This window comes from Acidiferrobacter sp. SPIII_3 (genome assembly GCF_003184265.1).
Lineage (GTDB): Bacteria > Pseudomonadota > Gammaproteobacteria > Acidiferrobacterales > Acidiferrobacteraceae > Acidiferrobacter.
Genome location: NZ_CP027663.1, coordinates 1,126,417 through 1,149,450, shown reverse-complemented (window position 1 = coordinate 1,149,450; position 23,034 = coordinate 1,126,417). Strand labels below are relative to the sequence as shown.

The window sequence follows — 23,034 nt, the reverse complement described above, 5'->3', positions numbered from 1 at the left end:
CTCCTCCCTCATGATGGCCTTGGGTATCGACGGGCGCCTGCCGCCGGGGGAGGCATCGCCGGATGCCCGCGCACCCCCTTCACACGATGATCGGCAGGATGCATCGCCCCGGGCGAGGACCGGCGCAGGACTCGGACTCCCGGGGCGGCCCGAAGGCCGTCCCGCTCGGGATCATCTGCGGCGCCCCCCCTGGAGGGCCCCCAGGATCTCAAGCAGCGCCATGAACAGGTTCAGGACGTCGAGATAAAGGCTCACGGCGATGATCACCGGACGCGTCTCGCCGCCGTTTATCATGCGGCTTGTGTCGAACAGCACGAGCCCCGAGAACACGAGCAGGGCCATGCCCGCGATGACCAGCTGCAGGCCCGCCATATGGAAGAACATGTTGGCGAGCGACGCGAGCACCACGATCACAAGCCCGGTCATGAGGAAGCCGCCGAGATAATTGAAATTGCGGCGCGACACGAGCGCGTAGAGCGACAGGCTCCCGAAGATGACCGCGGTCCCGAGCAGGGCCTCGGCGACGATGCTCGGGCCGGCCGGCATGCGCAGATACAGGGCGATCACAGGACCCAGCGAGAGTCCCATGAGGCCGGTGAACACGAATACCAGAGGTATCGCCATGGGACTGTCGCGGCCACCGGTCCACTGCACGGCAAACAGGCTCACGAAGGCCGCGATCATGATCATGATCGGATGCTGATAGGCAAACAGGGCGTGCATGCCGACCACGGCCGTAAACGTGCTAAAGAGCAGCGTCGCGGCCAGCAGGAGATAGGTCCTGTGGATGACGGTGGTGACCGCATAACCACCCTGATAACCCGTGGACGGTGAATCCGGAAACAGATTAGAGCGAGCCATTCGGGCCCTCCTTACCGTGGAAACGGCATAAACGTATCATGAGCACACCCCCTACCATACCATAACTCGCGTCCGGATCAGACAAGGCGCTCCACGGCGTGCAGCACCACGGCCACCAGGATACCGACCAGTCCGACCCAGAAGAACACCCACACCAGGGCGAACAGGATATGCATCACCAACAATACCGCCCATGCCACCAGCAGGATCACACCCGCGGCCATGAGCATATGTTTCAGGTTCCTCACCGTACCTTCTCCCCAGTCCGCCATGTGCCCCGTTATATGGGGGCCGGGCGCCCCCCTGTCAAGGGCGCTCCGGGGACCGGATCTGGTGCATATCCGGTCCCTGTTCCCGATCCTGGTGCACGCTCGCCTACGCCGGCGCCCCATAAATGCGCCCCACCCCCTGGCACAATGGTTGCTGGGAAGGGCCAGGGACTCCGGCTACGGCCTCCCACCGCAGCCTCCGTCCAGACGCCATCCTCTCAAGGAGCACTGCATGAACAACCCGGTCTCCGGGAAGCCCCACCTGGTCATGGTCGGCAACGGCATGGCCGGGATGCGCGCCGTCGAGGAACTGCTCGCCATGGCCCCCGACCACTACGACATCACGGTCTTCGGGGACGAGCCGCATCCCAACTACAACCGTATCCTGTTGTCGCCGGTATTGGCCCGCGAAATGGCCTTCGAGGACACCATCCTGAACGACCGGGCGTGGTACCGGGCGCACGGGATCACCCTCCACGCCGGGCAGGCAGTGACACGCATCGACCGCGCGCGCAGGCTCGTGCACGCCGCGGACGGCACGGTCGCCCGCTATGACCGCCTGCTGCTGGCGCTCGGCTCCACGCCTTACGTCCCGGACATCCCGGGCGCGCATCTCGACGGTGTCATGACCTATCGGACCATAGAAGATGTCCGCGCCATGCACGCCCTGCCGGCGGGTGCCCGTGCGGTCATCATAGGCGGCGGTCTGCTCGGCCTCGAGGCCGCCTACGGCCTGCTCACGCAAGGCGTGCAGGTCACCGTCGTGCATCGCAATCCCTGGCTGCTCGAACGCCAGATGGACCGGGTGGGCGCGGAACTCCTCCAAAGGAGCCTGATCGCGCGCGGGCTATGTCTTTGTCTCGGGGCCGAGACCGAGGTCCTCACCGGCGACGGCCACGTGCAGGGGCTGCGCCTGAAAGACGGCCGCACGCTGGACGCCGATCTCGTGGTCTTCGCCGTCGGCATCCGGCCGCGCACGGCGCTCGCGCGCGAGGCCGGGCTGTATTGCGATCGCGGCATCGTGGTCAATGACACGCTCCAGACCTTCGATCCGCGCATCTATGCGGTGGGCGAGTGCGTGCAGCACCGTGGCCTGACCTATGGGCTGGTGGCGCCACTGTTCGAGCAGGCCAAGGTGGCCGCCAACCACCTCGCCCAATACGGGCGTCTGCGCTATACCGGGTCGCTTGCCAGCACCAAGCTCAAGGTCACGGGCGTCGGCCTGTTCTCGGCCGGCGACTTCGCGGGCGGCGCGGGCTGCGAGGAGGTATCGCTGCTCGATCCGACCGGCGGCGTCTACAAGAAGGTCGTGATCCGCGACCACAAGCTCGCGGGTGTCCTCTTGTATGGCGACACCGCACTCGGGCCCTGGCTCTTTCAACTGCTGCGCACCGGCCAGGACGTGAGCGCGCTGCGTGATCACCTGCTCTTTGGCGAGGTCACGGGGGATGTACGCCATGCCCGCGGACGGGCCATCGATCAGATGCCCGATACCGCTGAGATTTGCGGCTGCAACGGCATCAGCAAGGGCACCATCGTCCATGCCATCCGCACCCAGGGCCTGTTCACGGTCGACGACGTGCGCCGGTGCACCAAGGCCAGCGCCTCATGCGGTTCATGCACGGATCTCGTGGAACAAATCCTCGCCGGTACCCTCGGCGGGCTCTACGAGACCACCCCGCAGAAACGGTCCCTGTGCGCGTGTACCGATCTCACGCATGACGAGATCCGCGATGCCATCGTGACCCGCAAACTGCTATCGGTACGCGCGGTATTCGCGACCCTCGAATGGAAGGCCGAAGGCGGCTGTCCGACCTGCCGTCCGGCGGTCAATTACTATGTGCGCAGCGCGTGGCCGGCGGAGGCCATCGACGATCCCCAGGCGCGCTTTGTCAACGAGCGCGTGCATGCCAATATCCAGAAGGATGCCACCTACTCGGTCATACCGCGCATGTATGGCGGCGTGACCACGCCCGCGGAGCTCAAACGCATCGCCGAGGTCGCCGAGCGCTATCAGGTGCCCATGGTCAAGATCACGGGCGGCCAGCGCATCGATCTCCTCGGGGTCAAAAAGCAGGATCTGCCGGCGATCTGGGCGGACCTCGGCATGCCTTCCGGCCACGCCTATGGCAAGGCGCTGCGCACCTGCAAGTCGTGTGTCGGCACGGAATTCTGCCGCTTCGGGACGCAAGACAGCACGCATCTTGCCATCACCCTCGAAAAGCGTCTGGAGCGTATGTGGTCGCCGCACAAGGTCAAGCTCGCGGCCTCCGGCTGTCCCCGCAACTGCGCGGAGAGCACCATCAAGGACTTCGGGGTGATCGGCGTGGACTCGGGTTGGGAGATATATGTCGGCGGCAACGGCGGGATGAAGCTGCGCGCGGGCGATCTGCTGGCCAAGGTGGCCAGCGAAGACGAAGTGGTTGAGATCGCCGAGGCCTTTATGCAACTCTATCGCAAAGAGGCCTATTATCTGGAACGTACCGCGCCCTGGATCGAACGCGTCGGACTCGACCACGTGAAGACCACGATCCTCGAAAACCGCGACACCCGCAAACGGCTGGCCGCGGAATTGCGTCACGCCCTGAGCCAGGAGAAGGACCCGTGGGCCGAGGCCCTGTCCGGCCATATCACGATCCATGCCCAACCCTTACGCATCCCGGAGTTGACAACATGAGCGCGCCCGAGAACACCTCATGGAAGGAAGTCGCGACCTTGGCCGACATCCCCGCGCTCGGGGGACGGGTGGTCGCCACCCGTGACGGCGAGATCGCCTTGTTACGCAATGAGCGCGGCGAGGTCTACGCCCTCGACAACCGCTGCCCGCACAAGGGCGGTCCATTGGCCGAGGGCGCGGTCTCCGGGGATACCGTCTACTGCCCGCTGCACAACTGGCGCATCGATCTCACCTGCGGCGAGGCGCGCGATCCCGACACAGGGTGCGTGCGCACCTGGCCTGTACGCCTCGAGGGAGAGCGGGTCTTCATAAGGTTGCCGGAATGAGCCTCGACCGATCCCTGGGGATGTCGGCCATGATCCCGGCGCAAGACCTGCCCGGTATCTTGAGCGCGGTGGCGCGCGGCCAGACCCACGCCACCGACCTGAGCCGCGAGGCGGCGCACGCCCTGTTTGCCGAATGGCTGAGCGGGCACCTGCCGGCGCTCGCCCAGGGCGCGCTGTGGACGGCGTTCCGGTTCAAGGGGGAATCGACCGATGAACTGCTGGGCTTTGTCTCGGCCACCGAAGACAGCCTGACACCGCTTGCCCCGCCATCCGCCCTGCGGCCGGTGGTGTTCCCGTCCTACAACGGGGCGCGCCGCCACGCCAACCTCCTGCCCCTGCTCGCCCTGTTGCTCGCGCGCCAAGGAGTGCCGGTACTGATCCACGGGACCTACGGCGGGATGGCCGCCGACGCCGATCTGCACCTCCTCGATCACGATCCGAGCGATCGCACCACGAGCGGCGAAATACTGGCCGATCTCGGCTTTGCACCGGCGGCAAGCCGTCATGCCGTGCACCATCAGCTCGAACACCATCACCTGGCCTACGTCCCGCTCGACGTGCTCCACCCGCGGCTTGCCGCCATCCTGTCTTTGCGTCGCCAGCTGGGCGTGCGCTCCAGCGTGCATACCGTGATCAAGCTCTTCAACCCCTTCGCCGGTCCGGCGGTGCGGTGCGCGGCGGTCACCCACCCCCCGTATCTTGCGCGCATGCGCGCGTTCTTCGTGGCCGCCGGCGCCACGGCGCTGGTCCTGCGCGGCACCGAGGGCGAGCCCGTGGCCCATCCCCGGCGGCGTCCGGCACTGATCGGTATCGAGGCCGGATGCGAACACGAGTGGTTTCCCGAAGATCGCACCCCGCTTGCCGAACCCCCGGACCTACCGGCGGACCGCGGCGCCCCCAGGACCTGCCAGTTCATCGAGGAGGTGCTGGCCGGGCAACGCCCCTTGCCCGCCACGCTCCGCGATCAGGCCGCGTGCCTTTTGGTCATGAGCGGCGCGGCCCCCGATCTCGCCACGGCCGGCGCCCGTATCGACCACGCGCAACGCCCCATCCGGAGGCGCTCTTGATGGACGCGCGATGGCCGGTGGCGCTCATAGGCGCAGGCCCCGGTGACCCGGAACTCATCACCCGCAAGGGCGCACGCCTCTTGCAGGCCGCCGATATCGTCTTCCACGACGCCCTGATCGATCCCGGGGTCCTCGACCTCGCGCGCCCCGGTGCGCGCCTGGTGGCGGTGGGCAAGCGCGGCGGACACGCCTCCACCGCCCAGCTTGCGATCCACGAACAATTGATACGCGCCTGGCGCGCCGGCCTGCGGGTCGCGCGCCTGAAAGGCGGCGATCCCTTCATCTTCGGACGCGGCGGCGAGGAGTGCATGGCCCTGCGCGCCGAAGGCATCCCCTATGAGCTGGTGCCGGGGGTGACCAGCGGGTCGGCGGCGGCCACCTATGCCGGGGTCCCGCTGACCTATCGGGCCATGAGCCGGTCGGTGCTGTTCATCACCGGCCACCGGGCGCGGGGCGCCGATCCCGTCGACTGGCAGGCGGTATCGCGCGCCGCCGATACCCTGGTCGTCTATATGGGCGTGGAGTCGCTGCCGATCCTGTGCGCGGGGCTGTTGGCCGCCGGCCGCTCGCCTTCGACACCAGCCTTGGCGGTGGAATGGGCGACCATAAGCCAGCGCGAGATCGCCGCACCCTTGGCGGACCTGGCGGCCACCTGTGACCGCGCGCATCTGAAAAGCCCGGCGATCCTCGTCATAGGCGACGTCGTGGCGCTCCGCGACACCTTGGCATTAGCCCCGATGCGCGCCGAGCGCGGCGCGTGCCGCGCGGCATCGTGACCGGCGGCGAAGGCCATCTGCTGGTCGCCCATGGCTCGTCGGATACGCGTTGGCGCGCCCCCTTCGAGGAACTCGCGCGCCGGCTGGCCTGCCGCCATCCCGCATGCCCGGTGGTCCTGTCGTATCTGGAACGCGCCGCCCCGGATGTACCCCGGGCGCTCTCCGACCTCTACCATCGCGGGTGCCGCCAGATCCGCGTATCACCGCTTTTTCTGAGTCACGGACGCCATCTCCAGCACGATCTCCCCGATCTCCTCGCCGATGCGCGGCGCCGTCACCCGGACCTCATCATCGTGTGTGCGCCGGCGCTCGGGGAACGACAGGACTTTCTCGCCGCCCTGCTCGCGGTGCTGGCATAACAGACCGGCCCCGTACGTCGCCTCCCCTACCCCGTTCGCCCCCCGCGCCCTCCGTGCGACGATCGGTGGGTCTATGATCCTTGGAATCGATCCTGGGCAGGAGGCCCGGCGCGCATCGCCAACGGCAACCCCCGGGGATGCGTTTCCGCAGATCATCGAGGGCGTCATGGCCACACGCAACCACTCCTCGTCACCGCCCCCCGAGCAGCTCTTTCATGAGCTCGCGGCCACACTGGAGTTCGACCGCTTCTTCTCAAACGCCGCGCGCGCCGCGGCGCTGGCGGTCGACGCCCACTACGCGGGCCTGATACGCCGCCACGGCCAGCACCTGCGCTATCAATTCTTGGGCACGCTCACCGCCGACGATGATCACCGCGACCTGGTCCCTGTACGCATCGCCGACGACCACCCGGCCGCCGCCGGCCCCGCGCTCGCCGCCGGCGAGACCTTGTATATCGCCGACTCCGTCCAGGGACCGCTCGCCGCGCCGGAACTCGCGGCGCTCGGCATCCACGCCCACCTGCTGGTGCCGACGCGTGTCGCAGGCCGCGTCGAGGGCGCCCTGGTGCTGGGCTGGCGGACGCGCCCCGCGCGCGCCCCGGGGCCGCGCAAACGGCGGCTGGTGGAGGCGTTCGCGGCGTTCATAGGCCATGCCTGCTACCGATCGGCGCTCGAGGCGGCACTCGCCCGCGATGCGCGTCACGACCCGCTCACCGGCCTGCCCAATCGCGGCGTACTCATGGATCGCCTCACCCACGCAAGGCGGCGGGCGATGCGCAACGACTGCCTGTTGGTCATCGCCCTGCTCGATGTCGACGGCTTCAAGGGGGTCAATGACGAGCTGGGGCACGAGGCCGGCGATCACCTGCTCACGACCGTCGCCGACCGGCTCGCAGGCTCCGTGCGCCTGGCCGACACCGTGAGCCGTTATGGCGGGGATGAGTTTGTGATCATCATGGAGGACATCACCCAACTGGGACAAGTGGAGATCCTGCTCGAGCGCACCCTGCGGGCGACCCGCCAGCCGATCCTGTTTCAAGGCCGCTCGCTCACCGTCACGATCAGTGTGGGTCTTACCATCTACCCGTTCGACGACCATCCACCGAACGTCCTGCTCCAGCATGCCGACCAGGCCATGTATGAGGCCAAACGCGCCGGAGGCGGCCGTTATCAGTGCTTCGCGCCCACGCAGACCGCCCCCGTCCATGCCGGCGCGCAGCGCTACCGCGATATCGAGCAGGCCCTCGCGCACGATCTCTGGCGGCCCAGCTACCAGCCGATCGTCGATGGTAACGGACGGATGGCCGGGCTCGAGGCGCGCCTGCGCTGGCGCCAGCCCAACGGGACCATCGTGCGCGAGGAGGCGATCACCAATCTGACGGAAAGAGACCTGCGCGAGCGCCTCCTGGAGCGGCTGCTCACCCTGGTCCGGCGCGACTGGGTGGCGCGCGGATCGCCACCCGTGTCGCTGCACATCAACCTCCAGGCCACCGATCTCTATGATCCCCGGCTCCCGGCGCGCCTCTCACACTGGCGCGCGGAACTTTATCGCGACACCCAGACGCCGGTCATCCTGGAGTTGTCGGATACCACCCTCGCGGCCCATGCGCCCGCCGCCCAGCGGCTTGCCGCAGCCCTCGGAGACCAGGGATTTCTGCTGCTCGTGGACCATTTTCCGGGGGGGCGCGCCGGACTTGCCCATATCAGCGCCGCCCCCGTATACGGCGTCAAGTGCCGTCCCGCGCGCGACCCCGCCGACACCCGCCTGCTCAGCGCCCTGGCCGCCGGCATCAAGGCCCTGGGGCTCACTTTGTATGCCGATGGGGTCGACAACCTCGTCCGCCAGAAGGCCGCCGAGCGGCTCGGCTGTCGCTATGGGCAGGGGCTGATCTTCGCCCCCGAACTCGATGCGCGATCGGCGGCCCACTGGTTCAAGACCAGTGTCCACTCGCGATGAGCTCGCGCACAATGGCGCGGCGGTGGCGGATCGGCAGGGAATAATGGCCCTCGCCGGGGATGAGCCGCAGGCGGGCGGTCGGCAGCACCTCGGCAAGTGCCACCGCCACCGCCGCCGGCACGATACGATCGGCGGTCCCGTGCCAGAGCGTGCACGGCGCGCGGATCGCCGCAAGCGAGACATCCCACGGCCGCACATAGAGGAGCAGATCCTGCACGGCCGCGTACCCCCCTTGCATAAGCCCCACGTGCTGCGCGCCCACCAGGATGTCGAGGATCGCGGGGTCCGCCAGCACCTCGCGATCGGCCGGGGCGGTCAGACGCATGCCAAGGCGCAGACGTCCGCGCAGGCGCAGCGCGTGCACCACAGGCCGCGCCACAAGCGGCGCCAGGGCCGGCGCGATGCCGACCACATGCAGCGCCCAGCGCACGATCGGGAAGAAATCCGCGCGCGAGATGGCCAGCGCCGACGGCGGGCCGAGCCCCGCCACCAGCGCCCCCGGGCCGAGCCGCCCGGGCAGGCGGGCGAGCAGGGATAAGGCATAGGGGCCACCGCCGGACACGCCGATGACGGCGGCCTTCGCCACACCCAGATGATCGAGCAGCGCCGCGACGTCGTCGGCGAAGCCGCCGAGGCTGCGGCCGGCCTGTGGGCTCGATGCGCCATAGCCGGGACGATCCGGCGCGATAAGGCGCACGCCCTCGGCGGCCAACACCGGCGCCAGCAGACCGGCCTCGCGCGAGGAGCTCGGAAACCCGTGACAGTAAACGACCGGCACGCCCGAGGGCGGCCCGCAATCGGCGTACGCCAAGACCCGGCCGTCGGCGAGCGTCAGGCGTAAGCGCGTCTCGCTCGTAATCATCGCCGCCCCCCGTCACAGACCGACCGCGGCATCGGCTGTCGCCAAAATCCCGTGAGGCCCGCCACGACGCGCGTACGGCCCCTTGCGGCCGCGGCGCTCATGGTCCGCGCCCTGGTTTCTTTGACACGCCGTTTCGCGTTATCCTCGGCGATCTTTGCCGTCACCGAGGTTGCCCGTCTTCTCATGCCTTCGCCAACCGCCTGAGCCCTCCCCGTGCGCCGACTTTCGTTTCTGACCGCCATCGCGCTCACCGGGGCGTTTGCGCTTTTAAGTTCCACGATGGCCAAGACCCCGGCCTTGCCGCTGTTTGCACGCGCCCTCGGCGCACCCCCGTCGCTCATCGGCTGGACGGTCATGGCCTCGACCGTACCGGGCATCCTCATCAGCCTGCCGGCGGGACTGTTGCGTGACCGCCTGGGGGCACGGCCGCTGCTCATCGCCGCCCTGTTCGTGTTCGCCACCGCGCCATTTTTGTACCTGCTCGTGCATACCATAGGTGAACTCGCGATCGTGCGCTTCTATCACGGTTTCGCGACCGCCATCTTCGGTACGGTGGTGGGCGCCGAGATCGTCGCGCGCTACCCGCAGAGCCGTGGGCACGCCCTGGGTGTCTATAGCGCGGTCAGCACCGTCGGACGCTCACTCGCGCCGTTCCTCGGGGGCGTCCTGATCTCCGCCGCCGGCTTCCCGGGGGTCTATATCGGCTGCGCCGCAGCCGGTGTCCTGGCGCTCGCCCTGGGTCTGCGCGTCACCACGGATCACCCCCCCGATTCGGCCCCCGGCCCCGGTCCGGACCGTACCGCAAGCAGCGCGGCGCATACCGCCGCGGTGCTTGCCGACCGCGTGGTGCTCACCACGAGCCTCATCGAGGCCCTGCAATACCTGGTGTTCGGATCCGTCGAGGCGTTTCTCGCCGTCTACGCCGCGCACCGCGGATGGCCGGCATGGACCATAGGCGTGCTCCTTGGGACGCAGCTTGGGATCGTGGTCTTGTTCAAACCCCGGCTCGGCGCCCTGTCCGACCGCTTCGGGCGCCGCACCCTCATCCTGACCGGCCTTACGGTCGGCATGCTGGCGGTGGCGGCGCTGCCGTTTACCGCGCGCTTTTCGGCCCTGCTCGTCATCAATGCCGCCTTTGGCGCCGGGTTCGCGGCCACCACCGCGGCCACCGGGGCGCTGGTCGCCGATCGCGCGCGATCCGGGGGCTTTGGCGCCAGCATGGGCGTGCTGCGCTCGATCATGGACATCGGTCAGGCCACCGGCCCCGTGCTCACCGGCGTGCTGATCGGCGCCGGCGGCTACCGCCTGGCGTTCCTCACGCTGGCCGCGCTGCTGGCCTTGGGGGCGGTGGCCTTCGCGCTCTCCGGAGGCGACCGATCGGCCGCCCGCCCGGCATCCTAGCCGAGCAGCCGCCAGAGACAGCGGCCGCCGCTCTTTTTGTCGAGCATCTCCAGATAGGCCTCGTGGGCGGCCAGCTCCTCGGTCGACGGCGCGATCACGAGCGGCGCGCCGCCCTCGTAGGAAAAGCCTTCCGTCGCGACCACCTCGACTGCGGTGCTCTCTTCGTCGAACAAGGCCGTCTGGCCACCGGTCATGGCCAGGTAGACGTCGGCCAGGATCTCGGCATCGAGCAGCGCGCCATGCACGACCCGTTGACTATTGTCGATACTGTAACGCCGGCACAAGGCGTCCAGGTTGTTTTTCTGGCCCGGATGCAGGGTGCGCGCGAGCCTCAAGGTGTCCTGCACCGTGCAGCAGTCCTCGATCGCGCTCACCGGCAATACGCATCCTCCGCCAATCGCGCGGGCGAGCTCGGCATTCAGAAAGCCCACGTCAAATGGGGCATTATGGATCAAAAGCTCGGCGCCCTCGATGAACCCGAGGAACTCCGCGGCCACATCCGCGAAGTGCGGTTTGTCCTCGAGCATGGCGTTGGTGATGCCATGGATCTCGATCGCCGCCGCGTCGATCTCGCGATCCGGATTCAAGTATTGGTGAAAACGCCTCCCGGTGAGGCGCCGGTTGACGATCTCGATCGCCCCCACCTCGATGATGCGGTGCCCCTCCGAGGGTTCAAGGCCCGTGGTTTCCGTATCCAGCACGATCTGTCGTATCACGATCTCCGCTCCTTGACGCCGCCTGCGAGCAGGCGGTCGATGGCATCGTTGGCGAGACGGTCCGCGCGCTCGTTCCCCGGGTGGCCGGAATGACCCTTGACCCACCGCCAGTGCACCGTATGACGGCTGGCGGCGGCATCCAGCTCACGCCACAAATCGGCATTCGCCACCGGACGCCGTGCGGCCGTCAACCACCCGCGCCGCTTCCATTGCGCAAGCCACTCGGTGATACCCCGGCGCACATACTGCGAGTCGGTCACAAGCTCGACATCGCAGGCGCGATTCAAGGCCTTCAAGGCCGCAATCGCCGCCTGCAACTCCATGCGATTATTGGTGGTCGCCGCCTCCGCGCCACTCAAGGTCCGCTCGCGACCGTCGGCCTCGAGAATGGCGCCCCAGCCCCCCGGCCCGGGATTGCCACGGCATGCCCCATCGGTATGGATCACCACCTTAGCCATAACGGGCCCCCGCGGGTTGCGACATGGCGCGCACGCGCGATCGGCGCAGGGCCGGACGGATGGGCGTGACCCCCGCCACCCGCTTCCTGGCCACGAGCATATACACCGCGCCCCCGAGCGGCCACCAGCGATCCCCCATGCGCTCCATGAAAAACAGCCGATCCATCCAACCCTGGCGGGCGAGCGGCGGCCGGTAGTACAGCATGGCGCCGTGCGTCAGTTCGCAATCGAGCAAGGACAACCAATCGCGCAGCCGGCGCACACCGATCCAGTCCCCGCACCAGGGGGCGCGATGCGCGCCGCGGCGCACGAGACAGGGGAGCCGCCAAAGGCTTGTGGCATTAAAACCAAGGATCACGATATGGCCCTCCGGCACGAGCACCCTATGCGCCTCGCGCAACAGCTGATGCGGCGCCTCCGATACGTCCAGGGAGTGCGGCAATACCACCACCTGCACGGACTTGCTGTCCAAGGGCAGTGCCTCGGCGCGCCCCACCACCCATTGCGACCCTTGCGCCGCGGGCTCCGGATCGACCAGCAGATGGACGGCCGTGGGGCTCGACTCCAGCAGGTCGCGACGCCCCAACCAACCGCATTGAACCGCGAAGGTCCCCGGCAAGGCCGGCAGGACCTCGCGCAATCGGTGCCCCTCGATGGCCTGCAGGGATTCGCCAAGCGGTCCCTCGAACCATGCCCGCAGGCGCTCGACGCGCGCCTCCGCGCCCTCGTCCGTTGACTCCCCCATGGCTTACCCTCACACTGCCGGCATGGACGAGGTGATGGCAGTCCACGCCTTTCGCGACAACTATATCTGGCTTGCCCCCGGACCGGAACCCGGCCTTGTCGCGATCGTGGATCCCGGGGATGCCGATCCGGTCATGGCGGCGCTCGCGGCGCACGGGCTGAAACCGGCGTATGTGCTGTGCACCCACCACCATGGCGACCACGTGGGCGGGGTCGCTACGCTGGCGCGACACTATACCATCCCCGTGTACGGGCCGGCCGCTGAATCCATCGCCGGCGTCACGCATCCGGTGGCCGACGGCGACATCGTCGGGTCCGAGGCGGGCGGGCATTACCGGGTGCTGGCGGTGCCGGGACACACGCGCGGACATGTGGCCTATGTCGGGGCCGGCCGCCTGTTCTCTGGGGACACGCTGTTTGTCGCGGGCTGCGGGCGGCTGTTCGAGGGCACGGCCTTTCAGATGCATGCCTCGCTTGCGCGCCTCGCGTCTTTGCCCCTGGACACGCGCGTCTACTGCGGTCACGAATACACGCTCGCCAATCTCGCATTCGCGCGCGCCGTGGAGCCCGACAACGACGCCATCCTCGCCTTCGAACGCCGCGCGCGCCGTCTGCGCGCCGCGGGCCAGCCGACGATCCCCAGCACAATCGCCGACGAACGGCGCATCAACCCCTTCCTGCGCACCTCCCAACACGCCATCCGCCAAGCCGCCGCCACCATCAGCCACCGAAGGTTGGATACGGACGCGGCCGTATTCGCTACACTACGGCGCTGGAAGGATGGTTTTAAAGGATAAGCATCGTTGACGCAGAGGCTGCCAGAACCTATAGTTCGGCCTTATGATCACGGCGTTCTTAAATGGCAACCGCTCCCACTAAAACGCTTCGCTTCGCGGGCCTCGGCGTCCTGCTCACCAGTCTTGCAGGTTGCGCCATGGCACCCATGCCGCGACCAGGCTCGCCGGGATCCACATCGCCTACAAACCCAAACGTCATCAAGACCAAAGTCCCGCACAAGGCGGCCGCGCATGCCCCGGCGGTGGTCAAGGTCGGTGAGTGCCCGGTGCCGGCGATCGATCACATCCGGGCCGGCCATACGGTTGACACGAGCGACAAGAAATACTCGAACCTTTGGAATCGCATTCGCGCCGGACTACGGCTGCCGCGCATGGAAGGTCCGCGGGTTGCGCGCTACGAACAGTGGTTTGCGAACAACCCCCAGTATGTCGAAAACATGCTGCAACGCGCCAACCTGTACCTCTACCAGATCGTGCAGGACGTCAGCAAGCGCAATATGCCCATGGAGATCGCCTTGCTGCCGGCCATCGAGAGCGCCTATTCACCCGACGCCTATTCGCGATCCGCGGCCATCGGCCTCTGGCAGTTCGAGCCGTCCACCGGGCGGCTCTGGGGTCTCAAGAACAACTGGTGGTACAACGGCGAGCGCGACATCATCGCCTCCACGAACGCCGCGCTCGACTTCCTTCAATCACTCCACAACCAATTTCACAGCTGGGACCTCGCCTTGGCCGCCTACAATGCCGGGCAGGGCACGGTCGAGGCCGCCATCGCCCACAACAAGGCCCTGGGGCTCGGCACCCACTACCGCGATCTCAGACTGCCGTTACAGACCGAGCACTATGTGCCCAAGCTCATGGCGTTCGTGAATATCGTGCGGGATCCCGCGAAATACGGCCTGACGCTGCGCGCCATCCCCAACAGCCCCTATTTCGTGCGCGTCAATACCGGTTCGCAGGTCGATCTCAGCGTGATCGCCCGGCTCGCCAATATGTCGCTCAAGCAACTCTATGCCATCAATCCGGGCTTCACGCAATGGGCGACCGCGCCCAACGGCCCGCACACCATCCTCGTGCCGGTGGCCACCAAGGCGGCGCTGATCGAGGGCTTGAGCCAGCTGCCGCCGCAGGATCGCATGCAGTGGGCGCGACACCGCGTAGTGCCTGGGGATACGCTCTATGGGATCGCCCGCCAATATGGCGTGAGCATCGCCTCGATCCGCTCGACCAACCATCTTTATGGTAACCTCCTCCATGTCGGGCAAAGCCTTCTGATCCCCATGGCCGGGCGACGCCTCGTGGTATCCCGCCATCAGGCGGCACACACGGAGGTGGCCCTGGCACACAGCGGGCCGCAGCGCGTCAAGATCATCCACCGCGTGCGGCCTGGTGACACCTTATGGAGCATCGCCGAACGCTATCGTGTCTATGTGACGCAGCTCGAGCGCTGGAACGTGCTGAATGCGCATGACGTCCTGCGTCTCGGACAGCGCATCCTGATCTGGGCGTCCCCGGCCATGGTCCCATCGGCCATGGCCAAAACGCGCGTCACCGAGTAAGTTTCATCTCCCCCGATCGGTCTCCCGGCCGCCGGGGCACGGCGCGGCCCACCGCCCAGCTTTAGTCGCGCACGAAATGGCGTTAGACTGCGGTTCGCAAAGCGCGTCGCCGATGGCAAGGCCCATGCCCCACCAGGGATGGTCCGACCGCCGTTGATGCCCGTCCAGCGCAGGTGGCGCGGATCGCATCCTCATAAAGCCCCGGCCTTTCGGCCGGGGACTTGATTCATACGCAACGGAGATCACTTCATGGGATTCTTGGCGGGTAAACGTGCCCTCGTCGTTGGCGCACTAAACGAGCGGTCGATCGCGTGGGGGATCGCCCAGGCCATGCACGCGCAGGGTGCCGAGATTGCCTACACCTACCAAAACGAGAAGGTGCAGGGCCGTGTCGAGGGGCTGGCGGCGCTTACCGGAAGCCGCATCGTGCTGCCCTGCGACGTCGGCCGCGACGACGATATCAGCGCCCTGTTCGAGCGGCTGCGCGCGGCCTGGCCCGAGGGGTTTGACGCCCTCATCCATTCCGTGGCCTACGCGCCACGCGAACAGCTCGAAGGCGACTACCTGGACGCCGTGACCCGCGAGGGCTTCCTCGAGGCCCACAACATCAGCTCCTACAGCTTCGCGGCGCTCGCCAAGGGCGCGCGCGAGGCCCTCATCCCCCGCAAGGGCTCGCTCCTTACGCTGTCCTATCTGGGCGCCATGCGCGTCGTGCCGCACTACAATGTCATGGGGCTCGCCAAGGCGAGTCTTGAGGCCAATGTGCGTTATATGGCCCAGAGTCTCGGGCCGCACGGGGTGCGTGTGAACGGGATATCGGCCGGGCCCATAAAGACCCTGGCGGCGGCGGGAATCAGCGATTTTCGCAGGATGCTCGACTACTACGAGCGCAACGCCCCGTTGCGTCGCGGCGTGACCATAGAGGAAGTCGGTCAGGCTGCCGCTTTCTTGTCCTCGGACCTTGCCTCCGGCATCACAGGCGAGATCCTCTATGTAGACTCCGGCTACCACATGATCGGCATGGGCGAGGGGGCGGGCTAAGAAAGACCAAGGGGCACGGCCGTACGGCCGTGCCCCGGCCCCTACAACGCGGACGCGTTGATATGGATGTGGGCGCGCGTGCGCAGACTCTTCATATAGGCAAGGTAAGTCTCCACCCCGCTATCGCTGATCAGTGAACGCTCGAGCTTTAAGTAGCGTGCGCTGCCCGGGTGCACGACCCCCGGCAACACCTGATGGACCACGAACACCGCGCGCCGCCCGTGGCCGAGATGCGCGCTGCCCGGCGCCGGATGGGCAGCGACCGATACCGGCGTCGCAAACACCGCCTTCAAGAGCGCCGGCGCGAGGCCCGGCGTCACCGCCTCGGCGGCCGCCGGCACCTCGAGCACGAGATGCATCTGCCGGGCCAGCACCTTAAGTGACGCCCCCTTGCGCAGCTCCTTCAAAAGCAGGGCCTCGCGGGCCTTGACACGCCGGCGGGCATCGGCGGCGCGAATGGCGCGGACCACCGCCGGCCGGGCCGTGGCCAGGGGCTGAAAGCGCGCGGCCTTGCGCGCCACCACATGCGCGACCACCAGGGCATCCGCCCCAACGGCGATGGCATGGGTGTTGCGGCGGCCGGCCAGCACCTTGGGCGCGAATACCGCCTTCACCACCTGCGGCAGGGCCGCCACGCCGACCCCTCCCGCGCGCGTGAACCAACCACTCTCGCGCACCTTGATACCGAGCCGGCGCGCCACCGGGGCGAGACCATGGGGATGTTCGTAGGCGGCATTACGCAGCCGCTCGGACAGGTGATACATGCGCTTGCGCGCACGCTTCTTTAGTACCATGCGCGCAAGCGTCGCGCGTACCTTCGCGAACGGTACGACGCTTGCCGGGCGAATGGCGCTCACCTCCAGGAGATGCACCCCGGAGCGACCGACAATGGGCGCGCTCACCTTGTGGAGCGGCAACGCGAACGCGGCACGCCCCACGGGCTTGGACAGGTCCGCCTGAGTCACGAACCCCAGGCTGCCGCCGTGGGCGGCCGACGCCGGATCCTGGGAATAGCGCCGCGCGAGCGCCGCGAACGACGCGCCATGTTGAATCTGGGCACGCAGCGCCACGAGCCGCGCCTTGGCCGAGGCTATGGCCTGGGCCGTCGGATGCGGCGGCAATGCGATCATGATGTGACGCACCAGCCTCTCTTCGGGACGCGTGAACTGCGCGATGTGCGCCTGATAAGCCCTCTGCAGGGCCGCCATCCCCACCTTCTGATCCTTTATGGTGTGCATGACGGCATGCGGCGACAGGACAACATAGGCGATACGGATCTGTTGCGGCAGGCGGAACGCCTGCTGGTGCTTGGCATAATACTGCTGGATGCGCGCGGGACTCACCGGGGCCGTCGACATGAGCTGCCGCGGCGACAACACGACATAGGCAAACGCCCGTTTCTGCCCAAAAAGGCGCGCGGCATGCGCCACCACCTGTTGCGGCACAAAGGCGCTCGCCAACAGGCCGGCCTTGACCTCATTCAAGAGCGTGAGATCACGCACGCGGCGTTCGAAACCGGGTACCGTGAGCCCTTGGCCGGCCAGCAGCTCGCGATAGCGCGTCGGGCTGAAATGGCCCTTTACCCGAAAGGCCGGGATGTGCCGGATCTCGTAGGCGAGTTCGTCGCGGTTGACGACATAGCCGGCCTTCAGCGCCGAATGGATCAGCAGGGTTTTATTGATAAGACCGCGGAGCACGGCCCTCTTGAATTTGCCGCTCGAAAGCAGCGCCGGGTTCAGGTTCTTGCCGAAGGCATGCTCCAGCGCGACGCGCTGCTGGGCAAGCGCGCGCGCAAACTGCTCTTGCGTGATGCGCAGGCCATGGCCCCGGGCCACATAGACCTTCGCTGCCCCGCCAAAGTAGGAACTGACCCCCCACAGCACGAACGGCACGACAAGGATTACGAGCAGCGCGGCCCCCATCAACCCCTGGGTCTTTTCTCGAAGCGCATTCAACATAGACTTAAGACAGGCCTCATATTAAAGATCCCCCTCGGGGCCGCGACGCCACGGAAGGCGACCATGATCCGCTCCTCCCCTGGCGCCTCTCGTTGTGGCCGCCTCGCCCGATCCGCCGACTCGGGTCAGGACGCTGGCGGTCTGGGACTGTCCGCTTGCGGTCCCATCGCCTACCAGTCGCACCACCACAATCCGGGCGAAACACGCACGCGGCGCCGACGGGCTCCGGCGATTGTACTGATGCTGCTCCCTACGGGCAACCAAAAGCCGCCCCGTCGAGGTCGCCGCGGGGACAACGGGACATCAAGCACAGCGACAGTCCGGCATCGCCAGGACGATCGCCATCCGATGCGCGACGGGCTCATCGATCACGGTCTCGCCTGCGCGAGGCGGTCATGAAATGCAAGGAGATACTTTCGATTCTTGCCGGAGGACCGTCTGCGCGATTGCCTCAGACGGCTCGATTCAGGAAATTGGCGGAGTGGACGGGACTCGAACCCGCGACCCCCGGCGTGACAGGCCGGTATTCTAACCAACTGAACTACCACTCCCAACATACACGATGGCGGCGTGATCGATCCGCGATCCCCGTACCCGTTCGCACCGGAACCCCGCGGACCCACCTTTCGACCCTACCTTCGCACCGACTCAGCAGCACTCCCGGAGACCATGCGCCTGTGACGACGCATCGCTCAAGGCCGGCAGCTGATCCCATCTATTAGAGCATGCCTCGCAACCTGCTGGCAATCCTTGCGTCCCAGCTTCGCGACGGCCGCCTGCCGATCTCGGGCGTTCCGGCGCGCGCATCGGTCACACACGAGCGATCGTGACCGCACCGCGGTGGCGCTACCCGAAAGGGCGGATGCCCGGGCATGGCCAGATCGTCGACCATCACCACCCAAGCCGGGTGTCAGCAACCGCGTGACGGACCGCCCTTCGCCCCCCGGCCGCAGGGATCTCATCCTCGGCTTGCGACACGAGACCCGCCGAATCAGATCGGGAGACCGGTGCCCCGCGAAACGGCCGCGCACGCTGGGCGCCTGGGCCTAGCGCCGGGATGGGCGCCTTGCGGCGCCCTGTAGGCCATGCCAGCCGGTTACGACCCGCAGGAATTTTGCACCGGGCGCGGGGCAAGAGACGCTTGATAGCACAGACGCGCGGACTATCCCGTGCGCGATATCACAAGGGGCGAGATATCGATCCCCGCGACGCAACGAGAGGTTTTATGTACGCAGGAACAGACGACGAGGCCATAGGCTTGCGCCCGGCAGTGCTCGTAAGACCCGGCCTGTCGGCCCACGAACGACAGGAGGCGGTGCTCGAGGAGGCGGCATTGTCGCTTGTGATCAACGGCGCCCCCCATGCGGTGATGATGGTCACGCCGGTCGACAGGGACGATTTCGTGCGTGGATTCCTGTGGAGCGAGGGCATCTTGCGGGATATCACCGAGATCAGCGCCTGGGAATGGGTTACGACCGCCGCCGGTCACTGGACCGCCTATCTCCAGCTCGCGCCACCGGCGGCCGACCGGGCCGCACGCAAGCGTCGCAGCGGGGTCGGGGCCAGCGCCTGCGGCTTATGCGGAATCCCCCGCTTCGACAGCCTCATCCCCTTTCCACCGGTGTCCATGGCAGCCCCCCTGCGTCCCGACTGGGTGCATGAGCGGATGCGTCATATGGCCCGGCAACAGGCATTGAATCATCGCACCGGGACCGCGCACGCCGCCATCCTTACGGGGACCGCGGGCACCATAGTGCGCGAAGACATCGGTCGCCACAATGCCGTGGACAAGGTGATAGGCGCCGCACTGGCGCATGGCTGGCGGCCGGGCGATGCCGCCCTGCTCGGGGTCTCGTCGCGCCTGGGCTTCGAGATCGCCCTCAAGGCCGTAGGCTTCGCGGTCCCGGCCGTGGCCGCCATCTCCGGGGTAAGCAGTCTCGCCATCCATACCGCTGAAAGTCACGGTCTGATACTCGCGGGCTATGCGCGCGATGGGCGAATGACCATCTACACGCACAGCGAACGCCTCGCGCACAGCCGCTAGAGATCGGACCGACAAGAACATGCCCACAGGCACAACCAGCCGGCGCCATCCCCCGCGCCCGTGGCAGTCATGCGCGACTCTTTCCTAGGCGGCATGAGCGGGAGGTGATGGCGTGACCTTACAGTCGACGCGCCCCCTTTCCCGATCCAGCGTCCCGCGAATGTTCCCCGTGCCGACCCGGCGCTATGGGTATACCTTGGCCTTGTTTTTGGTGGGTGCTGAGGGATTCGAACCCCCGACATTCGCCTTGTAAGGGCGACGCTCTACCAACTGAGCTAAGCACCCGAAAGACGGCGGCGTCCCACCACCACCGGGAGGAACCTAATTGACGGCGTCTTTCAGGCCCTTTCCGGCCTTGAAACGCGGATTGCGCGAGGCGGCGATATCGATGGTCTCTCCGGTCCGCGGATTACGGCCGCTGCGCGCCGCGCGCTCACCCACCGAGAACGTGCCAAAGCCCACCAAATTGACGGTCTCACCGTTGCGCAACCCTGCGTGATGGCGTCGAACACGGCATCCACCGCGCGCGCGGCCGAGGCCTTGTTGAGATCGGCCTGTTCGGCCACTTTCTCGATCAGTTCGGATTTATTCACTTGGTGCTCCCTAGCTAGTGGTCCCAAATGCCGGTCTCGGCGCCGGCGTCGCAATCAGTCTCGTCTTATACAAGCGGGCCCGTGCCGCTGTCAAGGAAAGCCCGACACCCGTCGGAAAAGCCCTCCCGCGCCACAGGCCCGCCCGTGTCAGTGTGTGCGTATCGTCTTCGTCTCGGCCTCGACCTCGCGCGGTTTGCCGCCCTCCGAGGTGTCGGCAAGCGGCTTTGGCATGCGCTCCAGGGCCACATCGAGAACCTGATCGATCCAACGCAGAGGCTTGATATCCAACGACTCCTGGATGTTTTTAGGGAGCTCGACCAAATCCTTGCGGTTCTCCTCGGGAATGATCACGGTCTTGATGCCACCCCGGTGCGCCGCAAGCAGCTTCTCCTTCAAACCGCCTATCGGCAGGACCTCGCCGCGCAGCGTGATCTCGCCGGTCATGGCCACATCGGCGCGCACCGGGATGCCCGTCAGCACCGAGACCATGGCCGTGCACATCCCGATCCCCGCGCTCGGCCCGTCCTTGGGCGTCGCCCCTTCCGGCACATGCAGGTGAAAATCATGCTTCTGATAAAAATCCTCGGGGATCCCGAGGGACAAGGCGCGTGAGCGCACGACGCTCATGGCCGCCTGGATCGACTCCTGCATGACATCACCGAGCTTGCCGGTGATGGTAAGCTTGCCTTTGCCCGGCAGGAGCGCGCTCTCGATGGTAAGGAGCTCGCCGCCGACCTCCGTCCAGGCAAGTCCCGTGACCTGCCCGACCTGATTGCTCTGCTCGGCCATGCCATACCGGAAGTGACGCACCCCGAGATATTTGTCGAGATTCTTGGCGCTCACCGCGACATGTTCGCGCTTCTTGTTCAGCAAGAGCTCACGGGCCACCTTGCGCGAGATCTTGGCGATCTCACGCTCGAGACTGCGCACTCCGGCCTCGCGCGTGTAATAGCGCACGATGTCACGCACGGCGGTCTCCGACAACTGCAGCTCGCCGGTCTTTAGCCCATTGTTCTGCTTCTGCTTCTCGACCAGGTAGCGCATCGCGATATTGATCTTCTCGTCTTCCGTGTATCCCGACAGGCGGATGACCTCCATGCGGTCGAGCAAGGGCCCTGGAATGTTCAGGCTGTTGGAGGTCGCGACGAACATGACGTCCGACAGGTCATAGTCGACCTCGAGATAATGGTCGTTGAAGGCGTGGTTCTGTTCCGGATCGAGCACCTCCAGGAGCGCCGATGACGGATCGCCCCGGAAGTCCATGGCCATCTTGTCGACCTCGTCTAGCATGAACAGCGGATTGCGGGTCTTGGCCTTGGCCATGTTCTGGATGATCTTTCCCGGCAAAGACCCGATATAGGTCCGACGGTGGCCGCGGATCTCGGCCTCGTCACGCACCCCGCCAAGCGACATGCGGATGAATTTGCGGTTGGTGGCGCGCGCGATCGACTGCCCAAGCGAGGTCTTGCCGACGCCTGGCGGCCCCACGAGACACAGGATCGGTCCCTTTAGCTTGTTCACGCGCTGCTGGACCGCAAGATACTCGATGATGCGCTCCTTGACCTTCTCAAGACCATAGTGATCGGCCTCGAGTATGCGTTCGGCCTCGGTCAGATCCTTGCGGATCTTGCTGTGCTTCTTCCAGGGCACCGCAAGCAGCCAGTCGATATAGTTGCGCACGACCGTGGCCTCGGCGGCCATTGGCGACATCATCTTCAGCTTGTTCAGTTCGGCCTGCGCCTTCTCGCGGGCCTCCTTGGGCATGCCCGCGCTCTTGATCTTCTGCGCGAGCTCCTCGGCCTCGCTCGGGTTGTCCTCGAGGTCGCCAAGCTCCTTCTGGATGGCCTTCATCTGCTCATTCAGATAGTACTCGCGCTGACTCTTCTCCATCTGGCGCTTGACCCGGCCGCGGATGCGCTTCTCCACCTGCAGGAGATCGATCTCCGACTCCATCACACCTAGGATGTGCTCGAGCCGGTCGCGCACATTCAGCATCTCCAGGATCTGCTGCTTTTCCTCGATCTTCAGGCTCAAATGAGCCGTGACCGTATCGGCGAGGCGTCCCGGATCATCGATCCCCGCAAGCGAGGTCAGGATCTCGGGCGGGATCTTCATGTTGAGCTTCACATACTGATCGAACTCGTTTAGCACCGAACGCATGAGGGCCTCGCCCTCCTTGTCGTTCAGATCCTCGCTCGCGAGCCTGTTGACCTCCGCGGAAAACGTCTCGCCGGTCTCCACGAACTGCGTCACCTCGGCGCGCTGCTCGCCCTCGACGAGCACCTTGACGGTGCCATCGGGCAGTTTCAGGAGCTGAAGGATGTTGGCCACCGTGCCGATGGTATGGATGGCGGTGGGCGCCGGATCGTCATCCGACGCGCTCTTCTGCGCGACCAGCATGATCTGCTTGCCGCCCTCCATGGCCCGCTCGAGGGCCTTGATGGACTTCTTGCGGCCCACGAACAACGGTATCACCATGTGCGGGAACACGACCACGTCCCGCAACGGCAACACCGGGATGGCGGCGGAGTCCGGCGCTTGCGACAAATGCGTTTCTTCAGTCATAGCT

At 66.6% G+C, this 23,034-nt stretch carries 19 protein-coding genes, 2 tRNA genes and 1 pseudogene; 11 read left to right on the top strand and 11 right to left on the bottom strand.

The window, feature by feature from the left end; all coding sequences use genetic code 11:
• Positions 1 to 171: 171 nt before the first annotated feature.
• Positions 172 to 861, bottom strand: a complete 690-nt coding sequence (locus tag C4901_RS05910; protein ID WP_110136548.1) for a Bax inhibitor-1 family protein — start codon at positions 859 to 861, stop codon at positions 172 to 174.
• A 77-nt stretch (positions 862 to 938) separates the two neighbouring features.
• Complete coding sequence (locus C4901_RS17530) at positions 939 to 1,109, bottom strand: hypothetical protein (RefSeq protein ID WP_168185567.1); 171 nt, start codon at positions 1,107 to 1,109, stop codon at positions 939 to 941.
• A gap of 253 nt (positions 1,110 to 1,362) precedes the next feature.
• On the opposite strand from C4901_RS17530, the gene nirB reads away from it, so the two are divergent.
• The 6 genes from nirB to C4901_RS05880 all read left to right on the top strand — a co-directional run bounded on the left by nirB (position 1,363) and on the right by C4901_RS05880 (position 8,292).
• A complete protein-coding gene (gene nirB, locus C4901_RS05905; protein ID WP_110136547.1) occupies positions 1,363 to 3,807 on the top strand; it encodes a nitrite reductase large subunit NirB in 2,445 nt (814 codons plus the stop codon).
• The gene (gene nirD / locus C4901_RS05900) at positions 3,804 to 4,133 is read left to right on the top strand and encodes a nitrite reductase small subunit NirD (RefSeq protein ID WP_110136546.1); all 330 of its coding nucleotides are present in this window, start codon (positions 3,804 to 3,806) and stop codon (positions 4,131 to 4,133) included. Before nirB ends, nirD begins: the two co-directional genes overlap by 4 nt.
• Positions 4,130 to 5,200, top strand: a complete 1,071-nt coding sequence (gene ybiB / locus C4901_RS05895; RefSeq protein WP_110136545.1) for a DNA-binding protein YbiB — start codon at positions 4,130 to 4,132, stop codon at positions 5,198 to 5,200. Before nirD ends, ybiB begins: the two co-directional genes overlap by 4 nt.
• Entirely contained in the window at positions 5,200 to 5,976 is a 777-nt protein-coding gene (cobA, locus tag C4901_RS05890; RefSeq protein ID WP_110136544.1) for a uroporphyrinogen-III C-methyltransferase, read from the top strand. The genes ybiB and cobA overlap by 1 nt, the downstream gene beginning before the upstream one ends.
• Positions 5,958 to 6,335 (top strand): sirohydrochlorin chelatase, encoded by a 378-nt coding sequence (locus C4901_RS05885; protein WP_168185566.1) that lies wholly within the window; start codon positions 5,958 to 5,960, stop codon positions 6,333 to 6,335. The genes cobA and C4901_RS05885 overlap by 19 nt, the downstream gene beginning before the upstream one ends.
• Positions 6,336 to 6,408: 73 nt before the next feature.
• Positions 6,409 to 8,292 carry a diguanylate cyclase domain-containing protein gene (locus C4901_RS05880; RefSeq protein WP_168185565.1) on the top strand — a complete coding sequence of 628 codons (1,884 nt, stop codon included), beginning with the start codon at positions 6,409 to 6,411 and terminating at the stop codon, positions 8,290 to 8,292.
• On the opposite strand, the gene C4901_RS05875 is transcribed toward C4901_RS05880, so the two are convergent.
• The gene (locus C4901_RS05875; protein ID WP_110136541.1) at positions 8,267 to 9,154 is read right to left on the bottom strand and encodes an alpha/beta fold hydrolase; all 888 of its coding nucleotides are present in this window, start codon (positions 9,152 to 9,154) and stop codon (positions 8,267 to 8,269) included. The genes C4901_RS05880 and C4901_RS05875 overlap by 26 nt on opposite strands.
• Positions 9,155 to 9,367: 213 nt before the next feature.
• Here C4901_RS05875 and C4901_RS05870 point away from each other — a divergent pair, with 213 nt between their 5' ends.
• Entirely contained in the window at positions 9,368 to 10,555 is a 1,188-nt protein-coding gene (locus C4901_RS05870) for an MFS transporter (protein ID WP_205736215.1), read from the top strand.
• Here the strand turns inward: C4901_RS05870 and dnaQ are convergent.
• From dnaQ to C4901_RS05855, 3 genes are read right to left on the bottom strand one after another with little or no spacing between them, the layout of a single operon-like run.
• The gene (dnaQ, locus tag C4901_RS05865) at positions 10,552 to 11,268 is read right to left on the bottom strand and encodes a DNA polymerase III subunit epsilon (RefSeq protein ID WP_110138539.1); all 717 of its coding nucleotides are present in this window, start codon (positions 11,266 to 11,268) and stop codon (positions 10,552 to 10,554) included. The genes C4901_RS05870 and dnaQ overlap by 4 nt on opposite strands.
• Positions 11,268 to 11,729 (bottom strand): ribonuclease HI, encoded by a 462-nt coding sequence (rnhA, locus tag C4901_RS05860; protein WP_110136540.1) that lies wholly within the window; start codon positions 11,727 to 11,729, stop codon positions 11,268 to 11,270. Before rnhA ends, dnaQ begins: the two co-directional genes overlap by 1 nt.
• Positions 11,722 to 12,474 carry a class I SAM-dependent methyltransferase gene (locus C4901_RS05855; RefSeq protein ID WP_110136539.1) on the bottom strand — a complete coding sequence of 251 codons (753 nt, stop codon included), beginning with the start codon at positions 12,472 to 12,474 and terminating at the stop codon, positions 11,722 to 11,724. The genes rnhA and C4901_RS05855 overlap by 8 nt, the downstream gene beginning before the upstream one ends.
• Between C4901_RS05855 and gloB the strand changes: the two genes are divergently transcribed.
• The 3 genes from gloB to C4901_RS05840 all read left to right on the top strand — a co-directional run bounded on the left by gloB (position 12,473) and on the right by C4901_RS05840 (position 15,870).
• Positions 12,473 to 13,270, top strand: a complete 798-nt coding sequence (gene gloB / locus C4901_RS05850; protein WP_205736213.1) for a hydroxyacylglutathione hydrolase — start codon at positions 12,473 to 12,475, stop codon at positions 13,268 to 13,270. The two genes, C4901_RS05855 and gloB, sit on opposite strands and share 2 nt — an antisense overlap.
• A 62-nt stretch (positions 13,271 to 13,332) precedes the next feature.
• Complete coding sequence (locus tag C4901_RS05845) at positions 13,333 to 14,829, top strand: LysM peptidoglycan-binding domain-containing protein (RefSeq protein ID WP_110136537.1); 1,497 nt, start codon at positions 13,333 to 13,335, stop codon at positions 14,827 to 14,829.
• A 249-nt stretch (positions 14,830 to 15,078) separates the two neighbouring features.
• Positions 15,079 to 15,870: an enoyl-ACP reductase gene (locus C4901_RS05840; protein ID WP_110136536.1), complete on the top strand. Its 792-nt coding sequence runs from the start codon at positions 15,079 to 15,081 to the stop codon at positions 15,868 to 15,870.
• A 41-nt stretch (positions 15,871 to 15,911) separates the two neighbouring features.
• Here C4901_RS05840 and C4901_RS05835 read toward each other — a convergent pair whose 3' ends face one another.
• Both C4901_RS05835 and C4901_RS05830 read right to left on the bottom strand, forming a co-directional pair.
• Complete coding sequence (locus C4901_RS05835) at positions 15,912 to 17,828, bottom strand: SurA N-terminal domain-containing protein (protein ID WP_110136535.1); 1,917 nt, start codon at positions 17,826 to 17,828, stop codon at positions 15,912 to 15,914.
• Between the two features lie 474 nt (positions 17,829 to 18,302).
• A tRNA-Asp gene (locus tag C4901_RS05830) sits at positions 18,303 to 18,379 on the bottom strand.
• 674 nt (positions 18,380 to 19,053) lie between these two features.
• On the opposite strand from C4901_RS05830, the gene fdhD reads away from it, so the two are divergent.
• The gene (gene fdhD / locus C4901_RS05825; protein WP_110136534.1) at positions 19,054 to 19,872 is read left to right on the top strand and encodes a formate dehydrogenase accessory sulfurtransferase FdhD; all 819 of its coding nucleotides are present in this window, start codon (positions 19,054 to 19,056) and stop codon (positions 19,870 to 19,872) included.
• Positions 19,873 to 20,081: 209 nt separating this feature from the next.
• On the opposite strand, the gene C4901_RS05820 is transcribed toward fdhD, so the two are convergent.
• From C4901_RS05820 to lon, 3 genes and pseudogenes are all read right to left on the bottom strand, one after another.
• A tRNA-Val gene (locus C4901_RS05820) sits at positions 20,082 to 20,157 on the bottom strand.
• A 36-nt stretch (positions 20,158 to 20,193) separates the two neighbouring features.
• Positions 20,194 to 20,465 (bottom strand): annotated as a pseudogene (locus tag C4901_RS05815) (HU family DNA-binding protein).
• 147 nt (positions 20,466 to 20,612) lie between these two features.
• Complete coding sequence (lon, locus tag C4901_RS05810; protein WP_110136533.1) at positions 20,613 to 23,030, bottom strand: endopeptidase La; 2,418 nt, start codon at positions 23,028 to 23,030, stop codon at positions 20,613 to 20,615.
• Positions 23,031 to 23,034 lie beyond the last annotated feature (4 nt).

Excerpts from the sequence above, each read along its gene's own strand:
- C4901_RS05910 (WP_110136548.1), bottom strand. The coding sequence starts at position 861 with ATGGCTCGCTCTAATCTGTTTCCGGATTCACCGTCCACGGGTTATCAG.
- nirB (WP_110136547.1), top strand. The coding sequence starts at position 1,363 with ATGAACAACCCGGTCTCCGGGAAGCCCCACCTGGTCATGGTCGGCAAC.
- nirD (WP_110136546.1), top strand. The coding sequence starts at position 3,804 with ATGAGCGCGCCCGAGAACACCTCATGGAAGGAAGTCGCGACCTTGGCC.
- ybiB (WP_110136545.1), top strand. The coding sequence starts at position 4,130 with ATGAGCCTCGACCGATCCCTGGGGATGTCGGCCATGATCCCGGCGCAA.
- cobA (WP_110136544.1), top strand. The coding sequence starts at position 5,200 with ATGGACGCGCGATGGCCGGTGGCGCTCATAGGCGCAGGCCCCGGTGAC.
- C4901_RS05880 (WP_168185565.1), top strand. The coding sequence starts at position 6,409 with ATGATCCTTGGAATCGATCCTGGGCAGGAGGCCCGGCGCGCATCGCCA.
- C4901_RS05875 (WP_110136541.1), bottom strand. The coding sequence starts at position 9,154 with ATGATTACGAGCGAGACGCGCTTACGCCTGACGCTCGCCGACGGCCGG.
- rnhA (WP_110136540.1), bottom strand. The coding sequence starts at position 11,729 with ATGGCTAAGGTGGTGATCCATACCGATGGGGCATGCCGTGGCAATCCC.
- gloB (WP_205736213.1), top strand. The coding sequence starts at position 12,473 with ATGGCTTACCCTCACACTGCCGGCATGGACGAGGTGATGGCAGTCCAC.
- C4901_RS05855 (WP_110136539.1), bottom strand. The coding sequence starts at position 12,474 with ATGGGGGAGTCAACGGACGAGGGCGCGGAGGCGCGCGTCGAGCGCCTG.
- C4901_RS05845 (WP_110136537.1), top strand. The coding sequence starts at position 13,333 with ATGGCAACCGCTCCCACTAAAACGCTTCGCTTCGCGGGCCTCGGCGTC.
- C4901_RS05840 (WP_110136536.1), top strand. The coding sequence starts at position 15,079 with ATGGGATTCTTGGCGGGTAAACGTGCCCTCGTCGTTGGCGCACTAAAC.
- C4901_RS05835 (WP_110136535.1), bottom strand. The coding sequence starts at position 17,828 with ATGTTGAATGCGCTTCGAGAAAAGACCCAGGGGTTGATGGGGGCCGCG.
- fdhD (WP_110136534.1), top strand. The coding sequence starts at position 19,054 with ATGTACGCAGGAACAGACGACGAGGCCATAGGCTTGCGCCCGGCAGTG.
- lon (WP_110136533.1), bottom strand. The coding sequence starts at position 23,030 with ATGACTGAAGAAACGCATTTGTCGCAAGCGCCGGACTCCGCCGCCATC.